The organism is Hyphomonas sp. L-53-1-40 (genome assembly GCF_000682775.1).
Lineage (GTDB): Bacteria > Pseudomonadota > Alphaproteobacteria > Caulobacterales > Hyphomonadaceae > Hyphomonas.
The window spans coordinates 570,930-588,521 of record NZ_AWFI01000012.1; the positions used below are offsets into that span (position 1 = coordinate 570,930).

General features: G+C 59.2%; 16 protein-coding genes. 6 read left to right on the forward strand and 10 right to left on the reverse strand.

The window, feature by feature from the left end; translation table 11 throughout:
• Nucleotide 1 precedes the first annotated feature (1 nt).
• The 4 genes from L53_RS08625 to L53_RS08640 all read right to left on the reverse strand — a co-directional run bounded on the left by L53_RS08625 (nucleotide 2) and on the right by L53_RS08640 (nucleotide 5,647).
• On the reverse strand, nucleotides 2–1,549 hold the full coding sequence (locus tag L53_RS08625) for an acetolactate synthase large subunit (protein WP_034814414.1): 1,548 nt from the start codon (nucleotides 1,547–1,549) through the stop codon (nucleotides 2–4).
• A 67-nt stretch (nucleotides 1,550–1,616) separates the two neighbouring features.
• The gene (locus L53_RS08630) at nucleotides 1,617–3,491 is read right to left on the reverse strand and encodes a feruloyl-CoA synthase (RefSeq protein WP_034814097.1); all 1,875 of its coding nucleotides are present in this window, start codon (nucleotides 3,489–3,491) and stop codon (nucleotides 1,617–1,619) included.
• A 39-nt stretch (nucleotides 3,492–3,530) separates the two neighbouring features.
• Entirely contained in the window at nucleotides 3,531–4,316 is a 786-nt protein-coding gene (locus L53_RS08635) for a potassium channel family protein (RefSeq protein ID WP_034814098.1), read from the reverse strand.
• A complete protein-coding gene (locus tag L53_RS08640; protein WP_034814099.1) occupies nucleotides 4,313–5,647 on the reverse strand; it encodes a dihydroorotase in 1,335 nt (444 codons plus the stop codon). The genes L53_RS08635 and L53_RS08640 overlap by 4 nt, the downstream gene beginning before the upstream one ends.
• A gap of 108 nt (nucleotides 5,648–5,755) precedes the next feature.
• Between L53_RS08640 and L53_RS08645 the strand changes: the two genes are divergently transcribed.
• The 4 genes from L53_RS08645 to L53_RS08660 all read left to right on the forward strand — a co-directional run bounded on the left by L53_RS08645 (nucleotide 5,756) and on the right by L53_RS08660 (nucleotide 8,697).
• Entirely contained in the window at nucleotides 5,756–6,568 is an 813-nt protein-coding gene (locus tag L53_RS08645; protein ID WP_051607732.1) for a folate-binding protein YgfZ, read from the forward strand.
• Complete coding sequence (locus tag L53_RS08650; protein WP_034814100.1) at nucleotides 6,561–7,139, forward strand: DNA-3-methyladenine glycosylase I; 579 nt, start codon at nucleotides 6,561–6,563, stop codon at nucleotides 7,137–7,139. The genes L53_RS08645 and L53_RS08650 overlap by 8 nt, the downstream gene beginning before the upstream one ends.
• Nucleotides 7,140–7,142: 3 nt before the next feature.
• Nucleotides 7,143–7,457 carry a hypothetical protein gene (locus tag L53_RS08655; protein ID WP_034814101.1) on the forward strand — a complete coding sequence of 105 codons (315 nt, stop codon included), beginning with the start codon at nucleotides 7,143–7,145 and terminating at the stop codon, nucleotides 7,455–7,457.
• A 118-nt stretch (nucleotides 7,458–7,575) separates the two neighbouring features.
• On the forward strand, nucleotides 7,576–8,697 hold the full coding sequence (locus L53_RS08660) for a beta-ketoacyl-ACP synthase III (protein WP_034814102.1): 1,122 nt from the start codon (nucleotides 7,576–7,578) through the stop codon (nucleotides 8,695–8,697).
• A 16-nt stretch (nucleotides 8,698–8,713) separates the two neighbouring features.
• Here the strand turns inward: L53_RS08660 and L53_RS17000 are convergent, their stop codons facing one another.
• Nucleotides 8,714–8,863 carry a hypothetical protein gene (locus L53_RS17000; protein ID WP_156947865.1) on the reverse strand — a complete coding sequence of 50 codons (150 nt, stop codon included), beginning with the start codon at nucleotides 8,861–8,863 and terminating at the stop codon, nucleotides 8,714–8,716.
• A gap of 228 nt (nucleotides 8,864–9,091) precedes the next feature.
• On the opposite strand from L53_RS17000, the gene L53_RS08665 reads away from it, so the two are divergent.
• Together L53_RS08665 and L53_RS08670 are read left to right on the forward strand one after the other, a co-directional pair.
• Nucleotides 9,092–9,661: a YfbR-like 5'-deoxynucleotidase gene (locus L53_RS08665; protein WP_034814103.1), complete on the forward strand. Its 570-nt coding sequence runs from the start codon at nucleotides 9,092–9,094 to the stop codon at nucleotides 9,659–9,661.
• Entirely contained in the window at nucleotides 9,658–10,608 is a 951-nt protein-coding gene (locus L53_RS08670; RefSeq protein ID WP_034814104.1) for an NAD regulator, read from the forward strand. The genes L53_RS08665 and L53_RS08670 overlap by 4 nt, the downstream gene beginning before the upstream one ends.
• A 9-nt stretch (nucleotides 10,609–10,617) precedes the next feature.
• Here the strand turns inward: L53_RS08670 and L53_RS08675 are convergent, their stop codons facing one another.
• Genes L53_RS08675 through ileS form a run of 5 tightly spaced genes read right to left on the reverse strand, consistent with a single transcriptional unit; the run spans nucleotide 10,618 to nucleotide 17,521 of the window.
• Nucleotides 10,618–12,024, reverse strand: coding sequence for a pitrilysin family protein (locus L53_RS08675; RefSeq protein ID WP_034814105.1), 1,407 nt, complete (start codon nucleotides 12,022–12,024; stop codon nucleotides 10,618–10,620).
• A 1-nt stretch (nucleotide 12,025) separates the two neighbouring features.
• On the reverse strand, nucleotides 12,026–13,381 hold the full coding sequence (locus L53_RS08680) for a pitrilysin family protein (protein ID WP_034814106.1): 1,356 nt from the start codon (nucleotides 13,379–13,381) through the stop codon (nucleotides 12,026–12,028).
• A 50-nt stretch (nucleotides 13,382–13,431) separates the two neighbouring features.
• The gene (locus tag L53_RS08685) at nucleotides 13,432–13,926 is read right to left on the reverse strand and encodes a DUF3035 domain-containing protein (protein ID WP_034814107.1); all 495 of its coding nucleotides are present in this window, start codon (nucleotides 13,924–13,926) and stop codon (nucleotides 13,432–13,434) included.
• Nucleotides 13,927–13,959: 33 nt separating this feature from the next.
• Complete coding sequence (gene lspA / locus L53_RS08690; RefSeq protein ID WP_034814108.1) at nucleotides 13,960–14,484, reverse strand: signal peptidase II; 525 nt, start codon at nucleotides 14,482–14,484, stop codon at nucleotides 13,960–13,962.
• 49 nt (nucleotides 14,485–14,533) lie between these two features.
• Complete coding sequence (ileS, locus tag L53_RS08695; protein WP_034814109.1) at nucleotides 14,534–17,521, reverse strand: isoleucine--tRNA ligase; 2,988 nt, start codon at nucleotides 17,519–17,521, stop codon at nucleotides 14,534–14,536.
• Between the last annotated feature and the right edge of the window lie 71 nt (nucleotides 17,522–17,592).

The window sequence follows — 17,592 nt, forward strand, 5'->3', positions numbered from 1 at the left end:
CCTACCGCGCCGGAACGTGCGCCGCGATCAGCTGAGGCCCGTCCGCAGCAAACGCCCGCTCAAGCGCAAGATCGAACTCTTCCGCATTCGTGGCGTTGACTGCGGGTACACCCTGCGCCTCTGACAGCTTCACCCAATCGATCTCGGGATGGCCGAGGCCAAGCAGTTCCTGCGCGGCAGGCCCCGGATTGCCAGCGCCTGTCCGCGCCAGTTCTATATTCAGGATACGGTAGGAATGGTTGACGAAGACCACGTTGACCACATTCGCGCCTTCGCGCGCCATGCTCCAAAGTGCCTGATTGGTATACATGCCCGCACCGTCGCCGGTGATGCAGAGCGTCTTGCGGTCAGGCGCAGCGAGCGATGCCCCCAACGCGAGCGGCATGCCCTGCCCGATCGCGCCGCCCGTCAGCATCATCCAGTCATGCGGCCGGGCGCGCTGGGTCATCAGGAAGCTAGGCAGGCCATTGGAGACGCCATCATCCGAGACGAAACTGCCTTCCGGCATGTGGCGGGCAATGGATGCGCCAATCGTAGCAGCATTGAGAGCGCCTGTCGGTGCAGCGGGCAGGTCCAGCTCAGCCACTGGCGCGGCTTCCTTCGCACCGAGCGCATCTGCGAGCGCCTCAAGGATCGCGGCGCTGTCGGTCTCCGGTCCGCCAATCTTCATCGGTGTACATCCTTCCGGCACAAGCACGCTCGGCTTGCCGGGATAGGCGAAGAAGGCCACCGGCACCTGCGTACCTGCGATCAGCATCAGGTCCGAGCCTTCAAGGTCCGACATGGCGCCTTCGGCGAAGTATTGCATCCGGTCCGGGATGAACCGCCCAGCCCCCCGCGCCTGGCGTGGAAAGAAGGTATCGGTCAGCACACGTACGCCTGCGGCCTTTACACGCGCAGCCTGTGCCAGGCCCGCTTCAGTCAGCGCGGTGCCATTGATGATGATGATCGGCTTGCTGGCAGATTTGACGGCGGCCGCAGCTGCTTCGATAGCAGTCGGGTCAGGCTTGCGCAGCGATGGACGCCCGCGCTTTGCGCCGGGTTTCCCACCTTCCAGCCAAGCGGTGTCGGCGGGAAGGATGAGGGAGACCGGGCCGGGTTCAGGCCCAAAGCTCGCCTCCCAAGCCTGCGCGGCAAGATCGCCGGCCTTGGCAACCGTGTCAGCGGACTTGACCCAGCGGGAGTTTGGCCCGGCCATGCCGATGACATCCGAGGCCAGCGGCGCATCATAGCGCTGGTGCGGCACGGCATGATCGCCGATCACATTGATCATTGGTGTCCATGCCCGGCGGGCATTGTGGATGTTTGCCCCGCCATTGAGATAGCCCGCACCGAGGTGCAGCAACGTCATGGCAGGCGTTCCGGTTACACGCGCGTGACCGTCAGCGGCGCCGGTTGCGACACCTTCGAACAAGCAGAGCGTCGACTTGATGCGCGGCTCATGATCGAGCGCGGTGACGAGATGCATTTCGGACGTGCCGGGATTGGCGAAGCACGCCGTTACGCCATGGTCGGCCAGCGTGGAAACAAGCGCCTCGGCGCCGGTCATCTTTTCAAGTGGCTGATCTGTCATCCGGGTTCCCTTTGAGATTCTTGTTCGTGTTCGGTGTCTTGCGCTACAGAATCAGCAAATTCGCAGGCGTCTCGCTTGTTTCGGCGAACAGCGTGTCGACTTGGTCCTTTCGGAGATCCTGTGTGCGCGACTGGTTGATGTAGCCCTTCTCGGTAATCTCGCCATTGTCCGCCAGCGGAGGACAGGTTTGCAGCAGCACACGGGCGACCCGAGCAGACACATTCGGATGTGTCTTGTTGTGGGCCACTAGTCCTTCGCGAACTTTCTCATGGATGGTCGGGTGCGCGACAAGTTGGTCCAACGGCAAATCCTCACCAATCAGGCGACGACACCATGCTTCATTCAGGAAACCAAGCAGGCGCACATCATTGCGGTTCAGGCCACAGACAACAGCATCAGACAGTGCACCGCCGGTCGCAGCCACGGCCTGCACGCGCACGGTGCCTGCTGAAACCCAGGTCCCATTGGCGAGCTTGAACTCTTCGGCCGTGCGCCCGTCAAAGGCGAGGCCACGTTCGGGGTTGTCGGGATCGACGAATTTCACCGCATCGCCGAGCTTGTAGAAGCCTTCCTCGTCGAAAGCTTCTGCGGTCTTGGCTTCGTTGCGAAAATAGCCGGGTGTCACGTTCACGCCTTTGACGCGCAACTCCATCTTTTCGGCATTCGGCACCATCTTGAACGTGTTGCCCGGCAGCGGCAGGCCGATCAGCCCCATCCGGTCGTTCGGCCAGTGCACATTCGACGCCGTCGGGGCGGTCTCGGTCGCGCCGTAGCCGGCTGAGAGGGAAATCCGTTCGCCAGTGATACGCACGGCGACAGCCTGAATGCGCTCATAGATATCCTGTCCCATGGATGCGCCACCATAGGCCATGCAAACGAGTCGTTTGAAGAAAACCTCTGCTAGCTGATCATCCCGTTCAAGCTCCGTCGCGAGGGCAGCCCATGCCGCCGGCACGGTCGTGTGCTGGGTGGTGGAGACCTCTTTCAGATTCCGCAACATTTCCGGAAGTCGTGCGGGCGTCGGCGCGCCTTGGTCTATGTAGAGCGTACCGCCCCAGTCGAGCATATTGTGCAGGATCGAATGCGCACCATAAGTATGGCTCCAAGGCAGGAAATTGCACATGACCTGCGTGCCGCCCGTCAGCTCATCGAGACGCTCCTCATCCCAGATCGAGCGGATCATCCGGGCATTGGAGGCGACCATGCCGTGCAGATTGATGACCGCCTTCGGCTCGCCGGTAGAGCCGGATGTCATCATGTATTTTGCCACCGTGTCTGGCGTGAGACGGGCATAGGCTTCATCCACCGCCGAAGTAGGCGACCGCATGAATTGTTCGAAACGCACCGCATCGCAACGCTCCGGCGCGCTGCCACTATAGATGACGAGGCGGCCATCAAGATCCAGTCCATCGAGCGCGCGCTGATAGTCCGCGCCATCCTCGACATAGATGAATTTCGGCTGGGTCAGGCCATCAATATATTTGAGGCGGCCAAGGTCTTCGCTGAGCAGCGCATAGGCCGGTGTGACGGGCACGGCCGGGCTGCCGGCCCACATGGCCGCATACATGATCAGCGCATTGGCGATGGAATTCTTTGACAGGATCATCAGGGGCGCACCCTGCCCGGCGCCTGCATCGAGAAAGCCTTGCGCAAGCCGGCGCACGGCATCAAGTCCCGCCGCATAGGTGATTGTGTTCCAGCCTTCGGCATCCGGCTTTTCCGGATCACGTTCCGCCAACCACACTGTATCTGGCCGATGCTCGGCCCAATGGACAAGCGCCGCCAGCATGTGTGGCGGGCACGCTTTCAGGGGCTGGCCATTATCGAGGTAGATCGTCCCGTCGGGTCGCCGATCGATCTCCAACTTCAGCGGCAGATAGGGTACTTCCCGGAAGGGCAGGTCCGACGTGTCAGGCATAATGTGCGCGTTTCTTCCCGTATATTTTTTCTTTCCGGCTCATTCAAAGCCGCTTGTGGGAATATGGATCACTTCTCCGCAGTGCTTGCAATGCACGGCATCGCGTTCGTGAAGTCGCAGGCCACACTCATCGCATTCCTGTTCAACCTTGTCGCGCGGCTCGATAATAGTGCGAATGAGCTGCAGGAAGAGGGTCAAACCCAGCACCATCACTATTATCGACAGAAGTCGTCCGCCAGGACCAACCATCAGAACATCGCCATAGCCAGTTGTGGTCAGGCTCGTGACCGTGAAATAGAGCGCGTCTATATAGGTGCGGATGCCGTCATTGATGCCGACCTGGGTCGAATAGACGACCGCAGCCATGATGAAGACGAACACAGCCAGGTTGGTCACCTTATCGATGATCCGCTCATGCCGCTGAAAGAAGGGGGTGATCACCTTCACTCGCTTGATAAAGGTGAACGCGCGAATGGCCCTGACCGCACGGAGCACGCGCAGGAAGGCGAAATTCGAAACCAGCAGCGGCGCAAACATGGTGATCACGACGACAAGATCCGCAATATTGATGGGCCGGACCACGAAATTCCAGCGGTGCCGCGCGATATAGAACCGCGCCAACAGGTCGGCGAGGATCACACTTCCAATCACGTAATCGACAGCGATATGCGTGCGGTCCCGCTGGTCAAAGGGCGCCCAGAGGAAATAGCCGATGGTAACGAAATCGAACGCCAGCATGGCCCAGCGAAACAGGAACGGCCATTTGCCCGTACCCTCATACAGCCAGAATAAAGCCCGGTTCAGCCCCTTGCGTTCGTGCTTCAACCGGCAGGCTCCAGCGTTTCGTTGAAGCGGACCGGCTGTCCGCCGCCCTTCTTGACGATCTCGCCGTCGCGCATGACGAAGCCGCCGCGGATGATGGTTGCGACCGGCCAGCCGGTTGCCTCGAAACCGTCATAGGGCGTCCAGCCGCATTTCGACTTCGACCAGTCTTCCGTGATGGTCTCCTTGCGTTTGAGGTCCACCACCGTGAAGTCGGCATGATAGCCTTCGGCAATGCGGCCCTTGTCGGCGAGGCCGAAGACCCGTTGCGGCCCGGCGCTGGTCAGTTCGACAAAGCGCTGAAGGCTGAGCTTACCATTGTTCACATGGGTCAGCATGACCGGCACCATCGTCTGCACGCCCGGCATGCCAGACGGCGACGCGGGATAGGGCCGCTCCTTTTCCTCGCGCGTATGCGGGGCGTGGTCCGTGGCCAGCACGTCAACAATACCCGCATTCAGCGCGCGCCACAGCGCATCCTGATGGCGCTGTTCGCGCACAGGCGGGTTCTGCTGGGCAAAGCCCTTGAGGCGTTCATAACAATCCGGTGCAGCGAGGGTGAGGTGATTGGGCAGCACTTCGACACTGGCCAGATCCTTTGCGTCGCGCAGCAGCTCCATCTCCTCGGCGGTCGAGATATGCAGCACATGGATGCGTTTCCCTGTCTTGCGCGCGAGGCGCAACAGGCGGCGCGTGGAACTGACGGCAGCCTCGACGTCACGCACCACGATATGGCTCTGCCAATCACCTGCGACGGCAAGGCCGCGCCGTTCTTCGAGGCGGTATTCGTCTTCGGAGTGGAAGGCCGCGCGGCGCTTGATCGCGCGCAGGACAGCTTCGACACCCTCATCATCCTTGATCAAGAGGTCACCTGTAGAGGCGCCCATGAAGACTTTCACGCCGCAGCAGCCGAGCATCTTCTCCATCTCGGGCAGCAAGTCGATATTCTCGTGCGTCGCGCCCGCATAGAAAGCGTGGTCGGTGTCCATCCGCCCTTTGGCGCGGGCCAGCTTGTCGGTCAGGGCCTCGGGCGTGGTTGTTGAAGGATTGGTGTTCGGCATCTCGAACACGGCAACGACGCCACCAAGCGCCGCTGAGCGCGCTTCGGTTTCAAGGTCAGCTTTGTACTCGAGGCCCGGCTCACGGAAGTGGACCTGGCTGTCGATCACGCCCGGCAGGATGTGCAAGCCGGTCGCATCATAAACCTCCCCGGCATCCACGCCGGTCAGATCGCCAATATGCGCGATACGCTCGCCGATCACGCCAACATCGGTTTGGGTCATACCGCCGGGTGAAACGACGGTGCCGCCTTTAAGGATCAGATCATAGGTCATGACAGATGGGGTGTGACTCCGGAGGGGCTAAGTCAAGGGTGGTTTTTCGGTATAGGCAAATGGCGACGCTCCCTTGAGATGGGTCAAAACCATACTTACAAGAAGTAGATGAAACGCATTCTTCCAAACCGCGCCATTATCCGCCTGACCGGACCTGACATGCTGCACCTGCTTGGGCGCACCGTAACCCATTCCGTCGATAACTGGCAGACCGGCGAAATGCGCTATGGCGCGCTGCTGACGCCGCAAGGGAAGGTGATCGCTGATTATCTCGCCATGCTGGCGCTGGAAAACATCTATATCGACGTCCATGCCGACGCCGCCGATGACCTGGAGAAGCGCCTGAAAATGTTCAGGATGCGCAATGACGTCGCAATTGACCGGCTCACCGAGGATGTCGTGACAGAAGGTAGCTGGATTGACATCCGCTCCCCCCAATTGCCGCATCGCGCGATTACACCTGTTGGCGTCTCCGGCATCGAAATTCCGGCCCAGGAATGGCATGCCGCACGGATCGCGGCGGGCGTGCCGGAATGGGGCGCGGACTATCGAGGATCAGAGGTTTTCCCGACCGATATCAACATGGATATGATGAACGGCATCGACTACAAGAAAGGCTGTTTCGTCGGTCAGGAAGTGGCGAGCCGCATGAAGCGCAAGGGCAAGATTCGCAAGCGCACGGTGAAAGTCACTGGCGACGCGCTGGAAACCGGCATGGATATTCTCGCGGACGCCCCAATCGGCACCGTGACCAGCGTGGCTGGATCTGCCGGCCTTGCCCTCATCCGCACCGACCGACTGGCCAAAGCCGAACAGGATGGCAAATCATTCACTTGCAACGGCGCGGCTGTCACCTTTGACTTGACCGAATGGCAACGCGCCGAAGTCGACGCGCATCTGGCGGAACCAGCCCATGACTGAAACCTTTCCCTGCGCATGGGCCCCGCTTACCGACGAGCTATATCGAAACTACCACGATACCGAATGGGGTGTGCCTGAAAGGGATGGCCGCGCGCTCTGGGAAAAACTGCAACTGGACGGCATGCAGGCCGGACTCGCCTGGATCACCATCCTCCGCAAGCGGGACAGCATTCGCGAAGAGTTCGATAACTTCGATCCGGAAAAGATTGCCCGCTGGACACCTGCCCGCGCCGCCAAGGCGCTGACAAACCCCGGCATCATCCGCAGCCCAAAAAAGGTCGAAGCCGTGATCGGCAATGCCCAATCCTATCTCGCCATGGAAGAGGCAGGGGAGGATTTTTCCGACTATTGCTGGCGTGTCGTGGGCGGAACGCCGACCATCAATAAATGGAAGCATTTCCGAGATGCACCAACCGAAACCAGTTGGTCAGCTGCAATGTCAAAAGACCTCAAGAAACGCGGGTTCAAATTTGTTGGTCCCACAATCGTCTACGCATGGGCGCAGGCGGTTGGCATGGTCAATGACCATGATGTAGCCTGTCCCCGACACACCGCCGTCCAGGAGACCTGATTCATGAAAGCCAGTTTGATTGCCGCTGCCCTCATCGCGCTGCCGACGCTGGTCGCATGCACTACTTCCTCAGTCGATCAGGCCAATCGTGCGGAAGCCTGGAGCCGGTGCCGCACAGCCCCCAACCCGGAAACCCGCGATCGATGCATCCAGACCGAGATCGCGCTGCTCGAAGCCCGGCAAGAGCGTGAAGCAGCCTCCTATGCGGAGAAGAAGCGTGCCGCTGAAGAACGCCAGGCCGTAAACGAAGCACAGGGCATTTCCCGAGAGGATGCGCGTCAAACCACGGATTCCGGACTGCGCCTGCCGGACGAGTGAACAGCTACCGGTACTTGCCAAACCTCGCATCTCGTCCAACACTGTCGGACAAGCTAAACCTTTGTAGACTCAAACAGAATTGGTCCGCACTTCGGCGGTTCTGGAATAGAGGGCAGGAATGAATACACCCGTGATTTCGGCGACAGGTCTCTGGACGCCGCCCAACTCGATTTCCAATGAAGAATTGGTTCACAGCTACAATGTATGGGCTGACAACTGGAACCGGGAACGCGCGGCGGATATCAGCGCGGGATTGATCGAGCCGAAAACCCATTCATCGGTAGAGTTCATCCAGAAGGCGTCAGGCATCAAATCGCGCTTCGTGATCGACAAGGCCGGCATCCTGGATCCTGACATCATGGCACCGCGCATTGCCGAACGTCCGAATGATCGCATTTCCGTATTGGCCGAGATTGCCGTAAACGCCGCGCGCGACGCGCTGGAGCGCTCCGGTCGCAAGGCCGAAGACGTTGACGCCGTTATCTGCGCCGCGTCCAACATGCAGCGCGCCTATCCCGCTATGGCGGTCGAAGTGCAGGACGCATTGGGGTGCGGCGGCTTTGCCTTTGACATGAATGTGGCATGTTCGTCGGCAACATTCGGCATTCAGACCGCAGCTGACTTCATCCGGTCCGGTAGCGCGAAATCCGTGCTGGTGGTAAATCCCGAAATCTGTTCCGGCCACCTGAATTTCACGGATCGCGATAGCCATTTCATCTTTGGCGACGTGGCCACAGCTATCCTTGTCGAAGAGGAGAGCATTGCGCCGGTCGGCCATTGGAAAATTCTTGGCACCAAACTGAAGACCCAGTTCTCGAACAATATCCGGAACAATTTCGGGTTCCTGAACCGCGCCGCGCCGGAAGGCATCGACGCGCCGGACAAGCTGTTCGTTCAGGAAGGCCGAAAAGTGTTCAAGGAAGTCGTGCCAATGGTCGCCAACATGATCGCGTCGCAGATGGAAGAATTGGACATCAAGCCGGAAAGCCTGCGCCGCATGTGGCTACATCAGGCAAATGCCAATATGAATCGCCTGATCTCGTCCAAGGTGCTGGGGCGCGAAGCGACGGAGGACGAAAGTCCCACCGTGCTAGACACCTATGCAAATACGTCATCCGCAGGCTCGATCATCGCATTCCACAAGAATTCAGGCGACTTCAAGCACGGCCAGCGCGGCCTGATCTGTTCGTTCGGCGCCGGATATTCTGCCGGAACGGTATTTGTAGAGAAAGCCGCTTGAGCGACCAGGGCCCGAACTAGTCGTCCAGGTCGTCCATGAACATGTCGCCCCAAAGGATTTCCTTGCTGGCACGGACCGCTTCTACAACAACAATGCTGCACGCAATCAGCAATACGCCGAACGCAATAGCCTGGGTAGATACAACAGTCGTCAAAGAATCCAGCATAGTCACCTCTTGTTTGGGTCGGCCGCGAATTCATGAACGCAGCCCTTGTTCACACCCCCCTTTTGCCCGAAACGCCTTAACAGCGCATTTGCCAATCAGGGCGAAAAAGGGACGAGTTCGTAACCGGAATGCCCTCGTTTCTTTACCCCTATTACAAATGGCTTAAAGAAGGGGGTGATGACGTCTCGAGTGAAGCATTCTGTTAAGGCCCCAAGAGTCTGGCAACGCATGTTGTCCGGCCGCCGACTCGATTTGGCGAATCCCTCGCCCATGGATGTGGAAATCGAGGACATTGCTCATGGTCTTGCCCGTGTTGCCCGCTGGAACGGCCAAACCCGTGGTGAGCATGCATTTTCAGTGGCCGAACATTCTGTTATTGTGGAAAAGATCTGCCGCACCTTGCAGCCTGACCTGACACCACAGCAAAGCCTGACGGCCCTGCTGCATGACAGCCCTGAATATGTCATTGGCGATATGATCTCTCCTTTCAAAGCCTTGCTGGGAGAAAGCTACAAAAGCATCGAGGCCCGTCTGCAGGAAGCAATTCATATTCGGTTTGGCCTTGCTCCTGTAACACCGCAACGCCTGAAACGCCTGATCAAGAAAGCGGACCTGATCTGCGCATGGAGTGAAGCGATCCAGTTGGCCGGGTTCTCCGAGGACGAAGCAAACAAGTTGTTTGGAAAACCGCCCGAAGACACGAAATTGCGGCTGAAACCAAAAGCTGTACCGGACGCACAATCCACATTCCTGAAGCGCTATGCCCAGATCAACAAGCAAATAGAGACTGCCACATGACACAGTCATCCCCGTTGCTGATTGGTCTGTCTGCCGTGATGGTCGCCGTGGAAGCAGACGCGCCCCGTGTGTTGATCACCCAACGCGAGACAGGCGAAGATGCGCTCCCATTCGGTGTCTTCGACCCAGACAGGCACCGCACTTTTGACCTCTCGCTGAGAGGGTGGGTTCGGGAACAGACGGGTTTCGAACTCGGTTATGTTGAACAACTCTACACATTTGGGGACAAAGACCGGGAGACACCCGAAGCAACGCTGGCTGGCACAGCGCCAAATGCGCGTGTCATTTCTGTCGGCTATCTTGCGCTAACACCCGAAGCGCGCCCGGCGGGGGACTCTTTTGAGGCGCGCTGGCAATCCTGGTACAGATTTTTTCCGTGGGAAGACCATCGGAATGGCAGACCCGCCATCATCGATGCTCATATTGCGCCGCGTCTGATGACGTGGGCGGCTGGAAATGAACGCAGACTGGAGCGTGCACGCGCCGCTTTCGCGCTGGATGGTATCCGTTGGATCGAAGAGCGGGTGCTCGACCGCTATGAATTGCTCTATGAGGCTGGTCTGGTTAACGAATGCGCCCGTGACGCTGGCTTGCCTGAACCCGATGTACGCCTCGGCGAGCCTATGGCATCGGACCACCGCCGCATCCTCGCCACCGCTATCTCCCGGCTACGCGGCAAGATCAAATATCGACCGGTTGTGTTCGAGCTTATGCCGGACCGGTTTACATTGTCGTCACTACAACGCGCGGTTGAGGGCATCTTGGGTTTATCCCTGCACACACAGAATTTCCGACGCGCCTTGGACAAGACCGGCTTTGTCATTGGAACGGGTGCGTTGGAAACAAGCACCGGCGGCCGCCCGGCAGAGCTATATAGCTATAACCGGGACAGCGCCTTTGATGCATCGACTACCGGCCTGTCAGCGCCGCGAAAGACAGCGGATTAGGCAAGCTGCCTAGTTGAGCCCTTCAGGTTGGCCCACTACAATGAAGCTGAAACGGTCCGGCTGGAGGAATTCCGCCGCAACGCGGTTTGCATCCTCGAGCGTGACAGCTTCGATCAAGGCATTGCGCCGGTCGAAATAATCCACTCCCAATTCGTCCTGACGGACACTCATCATCTGGCCCGCGATCTTGGCGTTCGAGTCGAAAGCCAATGGATAGGAGCCCGTGAGGTAAGCCTTCGCGTCTGCAAGCTCTTCCGCAGTAATGCCTTCTTCCGCAATCAACGCGGTTTCGACCAATAGTGCCTCGACGAATTCACCTACACTCTCATTCTTGGTTTGGCCGCTGCCACCCCAATTCTGATAAGTGTCGTCAAACGACAGCCAAGAGTAGACGCCATAGGTCAGCCCTTTCTGAACGCGCAGCGATTCCATCAGCCTACTGCCGAATCCACCGCCACCATATGTGTAGTTTACGACATAGGCCGTAAAGAAATCCGGATCTTCGCGTTTGAGGCCTGGTGCCAGAAAGCGCACAAGGCTTTGCGGCTGAGGCAGGTCGATAAGCACAGGCTCAAATGCACCATCTACCGTGAAGGTAATTTCCGGCGTTTCCGGAAGATCACTGCTCTCTGGCAGGCTCGCCGCAATCGCATCAAGCATGGGAGCGAGCTCTTCCGGCGTAATCGCACCGACGGCGGTAACAATCAGGCTGTCCTTCACCATCAGTTTGCGCATGTGCGCCTTGGCGAGTTCTGGCGTTAGGGCAGCAATGCTCTCGGCGGACGTCTCGCGCGCATAAGGGTGGTCAGGATAGATAGCCTGAGCCTCAGCCCGACCTGCGAGATAGCGCGCATTCGTTTCGCGCGTGTTCAATGAAACTTCCCTTTCCCGCTGGAAGCGGGCGAACGGGCCCGCATCGAAACGGGGTGCCTCGAAAGCTTGTGCCACAAGGCTCATTGCCTCATCCGCATTGTCGGTGAGCATGGATGCAGAGCAGGAGGTCCAGTCGCTCGAGGCGCTACAGCCGAAGCTCATGTTCAGCTCTTCCATCCGGGTCTGGAAGGCGAGCGAGTCGAGATCGCCGGCGCCTTCATTCATGTGATAGACGACCGCGTCGGCCAGACCTTCCAAGCCCTCCGGGTCGACCGCTTCGCCACCTTCCCATGCCATCGCGACGGACAGGATCGGGATTGAAGGCTCGGAAACCAGCCAGACCGACACGCCGCCGGGCGTCGTAAATTGTTGGATCTCGGCAAAATCCCCTTCGTGGACGACGATATCCAGACCGCTTTTTTCAACAAGCGCCACAGGTGCCGTGTCGGCAACACTGGCCAATTCATCCTGCGTCTCCACAGAAGCACAGGCCGCAAGTCCGACACCAAGGGCCGCACCAATGATGAGGTCAAAAGGTTTCATCTCAGGAATCTCCCTCGGCAGGCAGCAAGTGTGCCTCAATATAGTGGCGGTCAGTGCCAAAGATTTCGCGCACAGCGGCAATTGCCTGTTCAGTGGTTATGGCACGCATCGCGTCCGGATAATCCAGCACGTCCTCAATCGAGCCACCGAGGGCTAGCGTGGAGCCGAATGTGTTGGCCATGTTGGATTGGCTGTCCCGGGCGTAAATCGCTTGCGCGGCAAGACTGTTACGTGCCCGCTCGACTTCGGCATCAGTGAAGCCCTCTTCCAGCACCTTCTCCAACTCGGCCATGATGGCCGTTTCCAACGCGTCCAGCGTGACGCCGGGTGCCGGGCTTGCCGTGATGATGGCGGGGCCTTCATCGTGAAGTGTCGTCCAGGCATACGTGCTGGCATTGATGGCAATCTTCTGATCCTCAACGAGCGACTGGTAGAGACGGCTGGTCATACCGCCGCCGAGGACTTCGAGACCGACATCAAGCGCATAGGAAAGTTCACGGTCGCGGGTCTCGGAAGTACCGGAATAATACCGGCTCCAGCTAGGCTGGCGAACCTTCGGGTCTGAATAGACGAGTTCCTTGGTGTCGGTCAGAGGTGCAACGGGTGCCCATTTACGCACGCCATGCGCCGTACCGGTTGGCGCAATTGCACCATAATGCTCTTCGGCCAAAACGCGCACCTCTTCGGGCGTCACATCACCGGCAACGACCAGAATCGCATTCTCAGGGCTGTAATATTCCTTGTAGAAGGCCAATCCGTCCGCTGGCGTCAGAGCCGCCACTTCGTCCATATTGCCGATGATCGTGATCTCGTAAGGATGGCCCTTCCAGAGTTCTGACAGGACCATTTCCTGCAGGATCACGCCGGGATTGTTGTCGATGCGCTGGCGACGCTCTTCCTTCACGACATCGCGCTCGGAAATGAACGGACCGTCTGGATCGTCATTGATGACGAGGTCGGTCATGCGCTCGGCCTCGAGCGCCATCATCGTCCCGAGTTGGTCCTTGGCCACCCGCTCGAAATAGGCAGTATAGTCCCAACTCGTGAAGGCATTGCTGACGCCGCCATTGCGCGAGACGATGCTGTCGAACTCACCTGGGGCGAGGTCATCAGTCTCCTTGAACATGACATGTTCAAACAGGTGCGCGATGCCGGATTTTCCCTCGGCTTCGTCGACCGCGCCGACTTTGTACCACACCATATGGGTCACGACGGGCGCGCGATGGTCAGGAACGACAACGACTTCCATGCCATTGTCGAGATTGAACACGGTCGGAGTCCATGCGCTTTCGTCTGCGACGGCACTGGATGCGAAAGCCGAGAGCGCGAACAGCCCCCCGGCAAATATCCGTTTCATGGGCGTTGTTCCTCTCAGGTGTTCGACTGACTCATTTTACGTAGATTGTATCAGGTTCCCGGCAACTTGATGCGCGGCGCATCGCTGGATTGCTCGATCACGACCGGTTCACCACCGGTGGCATTATCGGTGGCAACGCCTTCAGCGGTTTCCTCATCATCAGCCCGCCAGAACAGGATGCGGTCGGCAATGCTGGTCGATTTGCGGATCGTCTTGGTCTCTTCATAGTCGACCTGCGTGCGGATGACCGGATCAACCGCATTGGCGCCGGCAGCAGCCACGAGGGCTTTCTCGGACGCGCTGGCATTGCGGCCAATGGTCGAGCCGAAGGCGGCGGTGACTTCAGTGCGCGAGCCATCCAGTTCCGGTGGCAAGGCGCCGCCGGCTTCCGGCGGTCGCAGCTTGTAGTTCGGCGGAACGGTCAGAGGAGCCATGGTCACAACGCGGAACTCGTCCGGCGTACGCGAACCGCCACCGGATGACGTACAGGCCGTGGATGCCGCCATTGCGACACCAGTAGCCAGAAGGATAATCTGTTTTTTCATATCAGGGCGTCCTCGCCATCACGATTAAAATACTCAGGACTGTTTCTTAGCCTGTTTCCGACCCGACAGTAAGAACTGGTCGGCAAACAGCAATACCGCGCCCACACTAATTGCAGCATCGGCTACGTTGAAGACCCATGGGAACATCAACTCATTGGCATTGACGAAGTCCACAACGGCTCCGAACCGAACCCGGTCGATCAGATTGCCGAACGCGCCGCCAACAACCATGGCCAGCGACAACTTCAACAGCCAATGATCGGCATAGCGCACGAGCCAGTACAGGAAGCCCAGCGCGATCACCAACATGACGAGCGCCAACAGCCAGCGCCCGATGCCATCGGACTGGAACAGGCCATAGCTCATACCCCGGTTCCAAACCATGGTCAGGTCAATCGGACCGGGCAGCGGGATATGTCCGCAGCCCTGACGGGTCTCCAGACAGGTGAGCGCGTTGAACCGGGGTTCTTCCAGCACAAGCCATTTGGACCATTGGTCAACCAGCACGAAGACCGGAATGAGCGCCAGAGCCCAGAGTTTGGAGACTTTCAATTTCATCCCGCGCAGATTGCAGCTTCAAGCAGGCTGATCAAGCGATTCTGAGCACTCATCCGGCAGCTTTGTCCCACGCCTTCACGGTCAATGCATCGCGCGGCGTGATATCTGGGAAAGCCGGATCAGCGGTCTCCGGGTCGAAATACTTCCAGCTACGTCGGCACTTGATACCATCTGCCTTTACCGGATAGACGACCACGCCATCTGTGTCGTCCAGCGTGAATCCGCCGCCATTGCCGTTGGATGTGTGGATCAGCTCGGCGCCGGATGTGATGAAGATATCGGCGGGGCTTTCGCCCTTGAACGCATCGATCAGGTTCTGATCTGCAATGTGCACCTTGGGTGCCGCTTCCAGCGATGCCCCGATCCGCTTCTCGCGGCGCTCGACTTCCAATGCTCCGGTGACGACACGGCGAACCGTAAAGATCTTGGCCCAACGCGCGGCCAGCGCCTCGTCTTTCCAGCTGTCTGGCGTATCGGCGAACTGCAGCAGGTGCACGGATTCCGCACGATCCTTGATGTGGCTCTCGAGAAACGCCTCCTCCATCGTGAACGGCATGATAGGCGCTAGCCATGCGAGCAGGCGTTCGAGCACGGCGGCCATGACGGTGCGCGCGGCGCGGCGGCGGTTGCCATAAGTCGCCGTCTTGTCGTCCCAGGCTGATTGGGTCTCAAATCGTGGGTCGCAATACAAGCTGTCCTTGCGGATGTCGAAATAAACCGCCGAAAGGTCGACGCCGCAGAAATTGATCAGCAGCGACATGATGCGCTTGAAGTCATAGACGTCATACGCGGCGCGGATCTGGCCATCGAGTTCAGCAAGACGGTGCAACAACCAGCGTTCCAGGCTTGGCATGTCTTCGCGCGGCAGGGCTTCCGCCTCCGTCCAGCCGTCGAGCGCGCCGAGCATGTAGCGCACCGTGTTGCGCAGCTTGCGATAGGATTCCACCGAGCCCTTGATGATCTCGTCGGAGATGCGGAGGTCTTCCGTATAGTCACCGGACGCGGTCCAGATTCGCAGGATTTCGATCCCGTATTGCTTCTGGATCTGCTCGGGTTCGATCGTGTTGCCGATTGATTTCGACATCTTCTTGCCATCTGCATCGACGATGAAACCGTGGGTCAGCACCTGCTTGTAGGGTGCGATGCCGCGCGTCGCACAGCATTCCAGAAGTGATGACTGGAACCAACCGCGATGTTGGTCAGAGCCTTCCATATAGAGGTCGGCCTGTCCGGTTTCTGCGTCGATGATGCCGCGCTCGCGCAGGGCGAAAGCATGCGTCGTGCCGCTATCGAACCAGACGTCGAGAACGTCCGTGACCTTTTCCCACTCACTCGCAGGCAGGCCCAGCGGCGACAGGAAGTCTTCCGCAGGCGTATCGAACCATGCTTCGACCCCGCCTTTGGCGATGGCCGCCTTGATGGCGTCATTGAGTTGTTCTGCCTGATCCGCTTCCAGCGCGGCCGTGTGCGGCTGGCCATCCTTGTTGACAAAGATCGTGATCGGCACGCCCCAATTGCGCTGGCGGCTGATCAGCCAGTCCGGACGCCCTTCAACCATGCTTTGCAGGCGGTTGCGGCCAACCGCCGGGAAGAACTCCGTGTCTTCAATCGCCTTCAGCGCATTCTCACGCAGGCTCTTGCCGTTCGGACCGGGTTTGTCCATCGAGATGAACCATTGCGGCGTCGCGCGGCGGATCACCGGCGCCTTGGAGCGCCAGGAATGGGCATCACGGATCGTCGTGATGCCGCGCGCCAGAAGGTTTCCGCTCTCGGCCAGCAGCTTGATGACTTCCGGGTTCGCCTTGCCCTGCTCGCCCCGCTTCTTGCCGGACGTGCGGATGATGTCGAGCCCTTGCAGCGCTTGGGGAAGGTCACGGTGCTGATAAGCGCCATCAGGGCTGACGATGTCGCGGATATCAGAGGCCTTGCGACCCGACGAGACCCAGGCATTGAAGTCATCCTCACCATGCGCCGGGGCCGTGTGGACGAATCCTGTACCGGCATCGTCGGTTACATGGTCACCTGCGAGCAGCGGCACGTCGTGCTGGAAGAAGGGGTCTAGCTTGGCCAGCGGGTGAACCAGCGAACCGAGTGAAGCCGGGTCCACATCTTCGACACGTTTGAAGGCGGAAACCTTGGCAGCATCGAGTACGTCCTGTGCCAACTTGTCCGCAAGGATCAGCTTGTCACCTGCAGCCGCGTACGGAGGAAAGCCCAGTTCTTCCTCGCTCATCACGGTTTCGACCTCGAAGAGACCGTAGGAGATGTCCGTGCTGAAGGATACAGCTTGGTTGGCTGGGATGGTCCAGGGAGTTGTGGTCCAGATGACCAGCTTTGCACCGTCCTCGCGGGACGGGACTCCAAACTTCACCCAGATCACCGGAACTTTGCGGTCGTGATACTCTACTTCCGCTTCGGCCAGCGCGGTGCGCTCCACCGGGCTCCACATGATCGGCTTGGCGCCGCGCACCAGCGTACCGCCCATCGCCATGCGCAGGAATTCGCCGACGATGGAGGCTTCGCTCTCGAACTTCATGGTGAGGTAGGGATTGTCCCACTCACCCTCGATGCCGAGCGCGCGGAATTCGGCTTTCTGAACGTCGACCCATTTGCCGGCATAGGCACGACAGGCGGCGCGGAAATCGCCCGGCGCCACATCATCCTTGGTCTTGCCCTTGGAGCGGAACTCTTCTTCCACCTTCCACTCGATGGGCAGGCCGTGACAGTCCCAACCCGGCAGGTAAGCCGCGTCATGGCCGGTCATCTGGTGCGAGCGCACGATGATGTCCTTGACGATCTTGTTCATCGCCGTGCCGAGGTGGATGTGCCCGTTCGCGTATGGCGGGCCATCATGCAGGATCCACGGCTTGGCGCCGCGTGCTTTCGCATCCGCGCGCAGCTTTTCATAAAGTTTCAATTCGTCCCAGCGCTTGATCCAGTCCGGCTCGCGCTTGGGCAGGCCACCGCGCATCGGGAATTCGGTGGCGGGCAGGAACAGCGTGTCGCGATAATCGCGGTCGGTCAGGGAATCAGTCATGTCGGGCCTATGGCAGTTTTGGCGTGTTGTACGGAAATGCCGGGCAATGGCCACGGCTTTTTTCATGCGTT

What these genes read in the sequence shown, in the direction of transcription:
- L53_RS08625 (WP_034814414.1), bottom strand. Translation starts at nt 1,549, where the DNA reads ATGACCGGCGCCGAGGCGCTTGTTTCCACGCTGGCCGACCATGGCGTA.
- L53_RS08630 (WP_034814097.1), bottom strand. Translation starts at nt 3,491, where the DNA reads ATGCCTGACACGTCGGACCTGCCCTTCCGGGAAGTACCCTATCTGCCG.
- L53_RS08640 (WP_034814099.1), bottom strand. Translation starts at nt 5,647, where the DNA reads ATGACCTATGATCTGATCCTTAAAGGCGGCACCGTCGTTTCACCCGGC.
- L53_RS08645 (WP_051607732.1), top strand. Translation starts at nt 5,756, where the DNA reads ATGAAACGCATTCTTCCAAACCGCGCCATTATCCGCCTGACCGGACCT.
- L53_RS08650 (WP_034814100.1), top strand. Translation starts at nt 6,561, where the DNA reads ATGACTGAAACCTTTCCCTGCGCATGGGCCCCGCTTACCGACGAGCTA.
- L53_RS08655 (WP_034814101.1), top strand. Translation starts at nt 7,143, where the DNA reads ATGAAAGCCAGTTTGATTGCCGCTGCCCTCATCGCGCTGCCGACGCTG.
- L53_RS08660 (WP_034814102.1), top strand. Translation starts at nt 7,576, where the DNA reads ATGAATACACCCGTGATTTCGGCGACAGGTCTCTGGACGCCGCCCAAC.
- L53_RS17000 (WP_156947865.1), bottom strand. Translation starts at nt 8,863, where the DNA reads ATGCTGGATTCTTTGACGACTGTTGTATCTACCCAGGCTATTGCGTTC.
- L53_RS08665 (WP_034814103.1), top strand. Translation starts at nt 9,092, where the DNA reads ATGTTGTCCGGCCGCCGACTCGATTTGGCGAATCCCTCGCCCATGGAT.
- L53_RS08670 (WP_034814104.1), top strand. Translation starts at nt 9,658, where the DNA reads ATGACACAGTCATCCCCGTTGCTGATTGGTCTGTCTGCCGTGATGGTC.
- L53_RS08675 (WP_034814105.1), bottom strand. Translation starts at nt 12,024, where the DNA reads ATGAAACCTTTTGACCTCATCATTGGTGCGGCCCTTGGTGTCGGACTT.
- L53_RS08680 (WP_034814106.1), bottom strand. Translation starts at nt 13,381, where the DNA reads ATGAAACGGATATTTGCCGGGGGGCTGTTCGCGCTCTCGGCTTTCGCA.
- L53_RS08685 (WP_034814107.1), bottom strand. Translation starts at nt 13,926, where the DNA reads ATGAAAAAACAGATTATCCTTCTGGCTACTGGTGTCGCAATGGCGGCA.
- lspA (WP_034814108.1), bottom strand. Translation starts at nt 14,484, where the DNA reads ATGAAATTGAAAGTCTCCAAACTCTGGGCTCTGGCGCTCATTCCGGTC.
- ileS (WP_034814109.1), bottom strand. Translation starts at nt 17,521, where the DNA reads ATGACTGATTCCCTGACCGACCGCGATTATCGCGACACGCTGTTCCTG.